5 protein-coding genes are annotated in these 4,507 nt (G+C 67.0%); 1 reads left to right on the top strand and 4 read right to left on the bottom strand.

Features of this window, described 5'->3' with window-relative positions; translation table 11 throughout:
• On the bottom strand, nt 1-446 hold a 446-nt coding region (locus Q8M82_RS16355; RefSeq protein WP_305692388.1), incomplete at its 3' end, for a benzoate/H(+) symporter BenE family transporter.
• Nucleotides 447-631: 185 nt separating this feature from the next.
• Between Q8M82_RS16355 and Q8M82_RS16350 the strand changes: the two genes are divergently transcribed.
• The gene (locus Q8M82_RS16350) at nt 632-2,635 is read left to right on the top strand and encodes a PhoX family protein (protein ID WP_305692387.1); all 2,004 of its coding nucleotides are present in this window, start codon (nt 632-634) and stop codon (nt 2,633-2,635) included.
• A 142-nt stretch (nt 2,636-2,777) separates the two neighbouring features.
• On the opposite strand, the gene fba is transcribed toward Q8M82_RS16350, so the two are convergent.
• The 3 genes from fba to pgk all read right to left on the bottom strand — a co-directional run.
• On the bottom strand, nt 2,778-3,854 hold the full coding sequence (gene fba / locus Q8M82_RS16345; RefSeq protein ID WP_305692386.1) for a class II fructose-bisphosphate aldolase: 1,077 nt from the start codon (nt 3,852-3,854) through the stop codon (nt 2,778-2,780).
• A gap of 91 nt (nt 3,855-3,945) precedes the next feature.
• On the bottom strand, nt 3,946-4,170 hold the full coding sequence (locus Q8M82_RS16340; protein WP_305692385.1) for a hypothetical protein: 225 nt from the start codon (nt 4,168-4,170) through the stop codon (nt 3,946-3,948).
• 65 nt (nt 4,171-4,235) lie between these two features.
• On the bottom strand, nt 4,236-4,507 hold a 272-nt coding region (gene pgk, locus Q8M82_RS16335; RefSeq protein WP_305692384.1), incomplete at its 5' end, for a phosphoglycerate kinase.

Here is a 4,507-nt window from a genome sequence, read left to right as displayed (position 1 = left end):
ACCGCCAGCAGCGGCAGGACGAGCAGGGGCGAGACCCGCGCCTCGTCGAAGACCGCCACGACGAAGCGGAAGATCACGCCGGCCAGCATGGCGGCGGCGATCGGCATCGGGATCTTCTCGATCAGCGCGCCGAGCGGGCGGAAGGCGGCGGTCAGCATCATCAGCGCCGCGGCCAGAAGGAAGGCGCCGATGGCGGCGGCCATGTCGAGCCCGCTGCTGGCTGCGATCAGGGCGGCGCCCGGCGTCGACCAGGCGCAGATGATCGGCAGGCGGTGGCGCCAGGAGAGCCAGAGGCTGGCTGCGCCCTTCGCCAGCGCCAGTCCGGCGATCCAGGACACGGTCTGGGCCGGCGTCGCGCCGAGCGTCTCGGCTGCCGCCAGCACGACCGCGACCGAGGCGGCGAAGCCGACGAAGGTGGCGACAAAGGCTGAGAAGACGAGGGACATGCGGGCTCTGCGCGACGGAAGGGCCCTCCTTCAACCAGAAAGAGCCTGCGACCGGAAGGGGCCGCGCGGGCGATGGGCATGTCCGGCGCGGGTTGTCGGAAGGCTGCCGTCACCGCCCTGTCACCGCGTCGGCCTATCGCTGGACTTCGTACAATGACAATCTAATCCCTCGTCAGGACCGCCCCATGAGCGACGAAACACCCTACGAATCGACCTTCGGTGCCAGCCTGCTCGAGCATGAGGATGCCCAGCCTCAGAACCCGACCGACAACCCCACGATGGGCGAACTGATCTCGCAGCGCTTCTCGCGGCGCGGACTGCTGAAGGGGGCGCTGGCGGTGTCGGCGATTTCCGCGACTGTCGGCACCGTAGCGCTGGCCACCGCTTATGCGGCAAGGGCGCAGGCCGGCGGCTCGGTCTTTTCCTTCAAGGAGGTCGAGGCCGGCGTCGATGCCGACCATCACGTCGCCGAGGGCTATGACGCGCAGGTGCTGCTGCGCTGGGGCGACCCGATCACCGCCGGTGCACCCGCCTTCGACCCGGCGAACCAGACGCCGGAGGCTCAAGGACAGCAGTTCGGTTACAACAACGACTTCGTCGGCTACCTGCCGATGCCGGGCGCGGCCGACCCGTCGGCCCATGGCGTGCTCTTCGTCAATCACGAATACACCAACCCGCATCTGATGTTCCCCGGCGTCGTCGAGATGAAGGACGGCAAGCCGGTGTTGAAGAACGCGACGCCGGAGCGCTTCAGGATCGAGGCGATGGCCCATGGCGCGACCGTCGCGGAGATCCGCCGCACCGACGGCCAATGGGCGCTGGTGAGAGATTCGAAGCTGAACCGCCGCCTCACGGTCGCGAGCGAGATGCAGCTGTCGGGGCCCGTCGCCGGGAGCGACCGCGTCAGGACCGGCGCGGACGCCAGCGGCCGCAAGGTTCTCGGCACGCTCAACAACTGCTCGGGCGCGATGACGCCCTGGGGCACCTTCGTCTCGGGCGAGGAGAACTTCCACGGTTATTTCTCCGGCAAGCTGCCGGAAGGCCATCGCGAGGAGGCCAATTACAAGCGCCTGGCGATCCCGTCGTCGCCCTATGCCTGGGGCCGCTTCGAGGACCGGTTCGACATTTCCAAGGAGCCCAACGAACCGAACCGCTTCGGCTGGGTGATCGAGGTCGACCCCTTCGATCCCACCTCCGTGCCGAAGAAGCGCACGGCGCTCGGCCGCTTCAAACATGAGGGCGCCGACATGATCGTCGCGAAGGATGGCCGCGTCGTCGCCTATCTCGGCGATGACGAGCGCTTCGACTACGTCTACAAATTCGTCACCGCCGGGCGCTTCGACCCGAACAATCGCGCGGCCAATCTGGACCTGCTCGATTCCGGCACGCTGTACGTTGCGAAGTTCGCGGCCGAGGGCACGGTGGAATGGCTGCCACTGGTCTTCGGACAGGGCCCGCTGACGGCAGCCAACGGCTTCCAGAGCCAGGCCGATGTGCTGATCGAGACGCGCCGCGCCGGCGACCTGCTCGGCGCCACCAAGATGGACCGGCCCGAGGACATCACGCCCAACCCGGTGACCGGCAAGGTCTATGTGATGCTGACAAACAATACGCGCCGCACCGAGGCGCAGGTCGATGGCGCCAATCCGCGGGCGAAGAACGCCTTCGGCCACATCATCGAGATCACCGAGGAGGGCGGCGACCACACGCAGACCAAGGGGCACTGGGAGATCCTGCTGAAATGCGGCGACCCGTCCGTGGCCGCCGTCGGCGCGACCTTCTCGACCGACACGAGCAAGAGCGGCTGGTTCGGCATGCCCGACAATTCGGTGGTCGATTCCGTCGGGCGGCTGTGGGTCGCGACCGACGGCAACGGGCCGGACGTCACCGGGCGCACCGACGGGCTCTGGGCGGTCGACACGGAAGGCGCGGCGCGTCGGACCTCGAAGCTGTTCTACCGCGTGCCGCATGGCGCCGAGCTCTGCGGCCCCTGCTTTACGCCGGACGATACCACGGCCTTCGTGGCGGTGCAGCACCCCGGCGACGACGGTCCGGACTGGCCGGAATTCGGCCGCCGCTCCTATTACGAGGATCTTTCGACGCGCTGGCCCGACTTCAAGCCGGAGATGCCGGTGCGGCCGTCGGTGGTGGCGATCACCAAGAAGGGCGGCGGCAAGATCGGAGTTTGATGGCCAGCGTCATGGTCGGGCTTGACCCGACCATCTCCGCACAAGGAAACGCCCGGCAAAGTGCCGGGCGCTTTTTGTTGCCTCATCAGCAGGAGATTCTCGGGTCCGCGCGTTGCGCGGCCCGAGAATGACGACCCTTGCGTCAGGCGGCCTTGCCGAAGGTCGGGTCGAGTTCGCCCTTGGCGTAGCGCTTGGCCATCTCGGCGGTGGTGAGCACGCGCTTGATCTTGCTGGCTTGGCCGGCGGTGTTGAACTCCTGCAGGCGCAGCGTGCAGAGCTTGGTCATCGCCTCCATGGCGGGCTTCAGGTATTTGCGCGGGTCGAACTCGCCGGGATGCTCGGAGAGGATCTTCCGGATCTGGCCGGTCATCGCCATGCGGTTGTCGGTGTCGATGTTGATTTTGCGGACGCCGTGCTTGATGCCGCGCTGGATCTCCTCGACCGGCACGCCCCAGGTCTGGGGCATCTTGCCGCCATACTGGTTGATGATGTCCTGAAGGTCCTGCGGCACCGAGGAGGAGCCGTGCATGACGAGGTGCATGCTCGGCAGCTTCTTGTGGATCTCCTCGATGACATGCATCGCCAGGATCGCGCCGTCGGGCTTGCGGGTGAACTTGTAGGCGCCATGCGAGGTGCCCATGGCGATGGCGAGTGCATCGACCTTGGTCTCGGCGACGAACTTTACCGCCTCGTCCGGATTGGTCAGGAGCTGGTCGTGGCTGAGCTCGCCCTCGAAGCCGTGGCCGTCCTCCTTCTCGCCCTCGCCGGATTCCAGGGAGCCGAGCACGCCGAGCTCACCCTCGACGGAGATGCCGCCGAGATGGGCCATCTCGGTGACGGTGCGGGTCACGCCGACATTGTAGTCCCAGTCGCCCGGGGTCTTGCCGTCAGCCTTGAGCGAGCCGTCCATCATCACCGAGGTGAAGCCGGCCTGGATCGCGGTCATGCAGGTCGCCGGCTCGTTGCCGTGGTCGAGATGCACGCAGACGGGGATGTGCGGGTAGATCTCGGTGACCGCGTCCATCATGTGCTTGAGCATGATGTCGTTGGCGTAGCTGCGGGCGCCGCGCGAGGCCTGGATGATGACGGGCGCGTCGGTGGCGTCCGCGGCCGCCATGATCGCCAGCGCCTGCTCCATGTTGTTGATGTTGAAGGCGGGCACGCCGTAGTCGTTCTCGGCGGCATGGTCGAGCAGTTGGCGAAGCGTGATACGGGCCACTTTGGCACTCCCCTTGAGGCAATGGATATGGGGAGGATGTAGTGCGCCGCTTGCCGGATGGCAAAGTGAAAGCGGCGTTTGGCGATGGGATTCAGCGTCCGCGGACTTCCAGAACGCGCACACGCTCCTCGACGGCGGCAAGGTCCTCGGCGAACTGTCCGGCGGCCCCCTTGGCCATTACCAGCAGGCCGGCGGTGTCGCGGCGCTGCTTGCGAATGAGGTCGCCGAGTTCATCGAAGCGCCTATCGTGGTCAGCCAATTTGCCCTGAATCGACTTCAGGATCTCGAACATCGCCGTCTGAACGTTCTCGCCCATCGCCGCTCTCTCCGATGCGACGAGAACATAGCATAAACGCGCCCTGCCGCAAGCGGCGGGGCCGTTCAGCCCTTCCGCAGCGCCTCGACGCCCGGCAGCGGCTTGCCTTCCATCCATTCCAGGAAGGCGCCGCCGGCGGTCGAGACGTAAGTCAGGTCGTCCGCCACGCCGGAATGGTTCATCGCCGAGACGGTGTCGCCGCCGCCGGCGACCGCGACGAGCTTGCCCGCCTTGACGCGCGCGGCGGCCGCCTTCGCGACCGTGACGGTCGCCGTGTCGAAGGGCGGCAGCTCGAAGGCGCCGAACGGCCCGTTCCAGACCAGCGTCTTCACCGTAT

This window comes from Allobosea sp., assembly GCF_030694325.1.
GTDB lineage: Bacteria > Pseudomonadota > Alphaproteobacteria > Rhizobiales > Beijerinckiaceae > Allobosea.
This window is presented reverse-complemented; position numbering and strand designations above follow the sequence as displayed.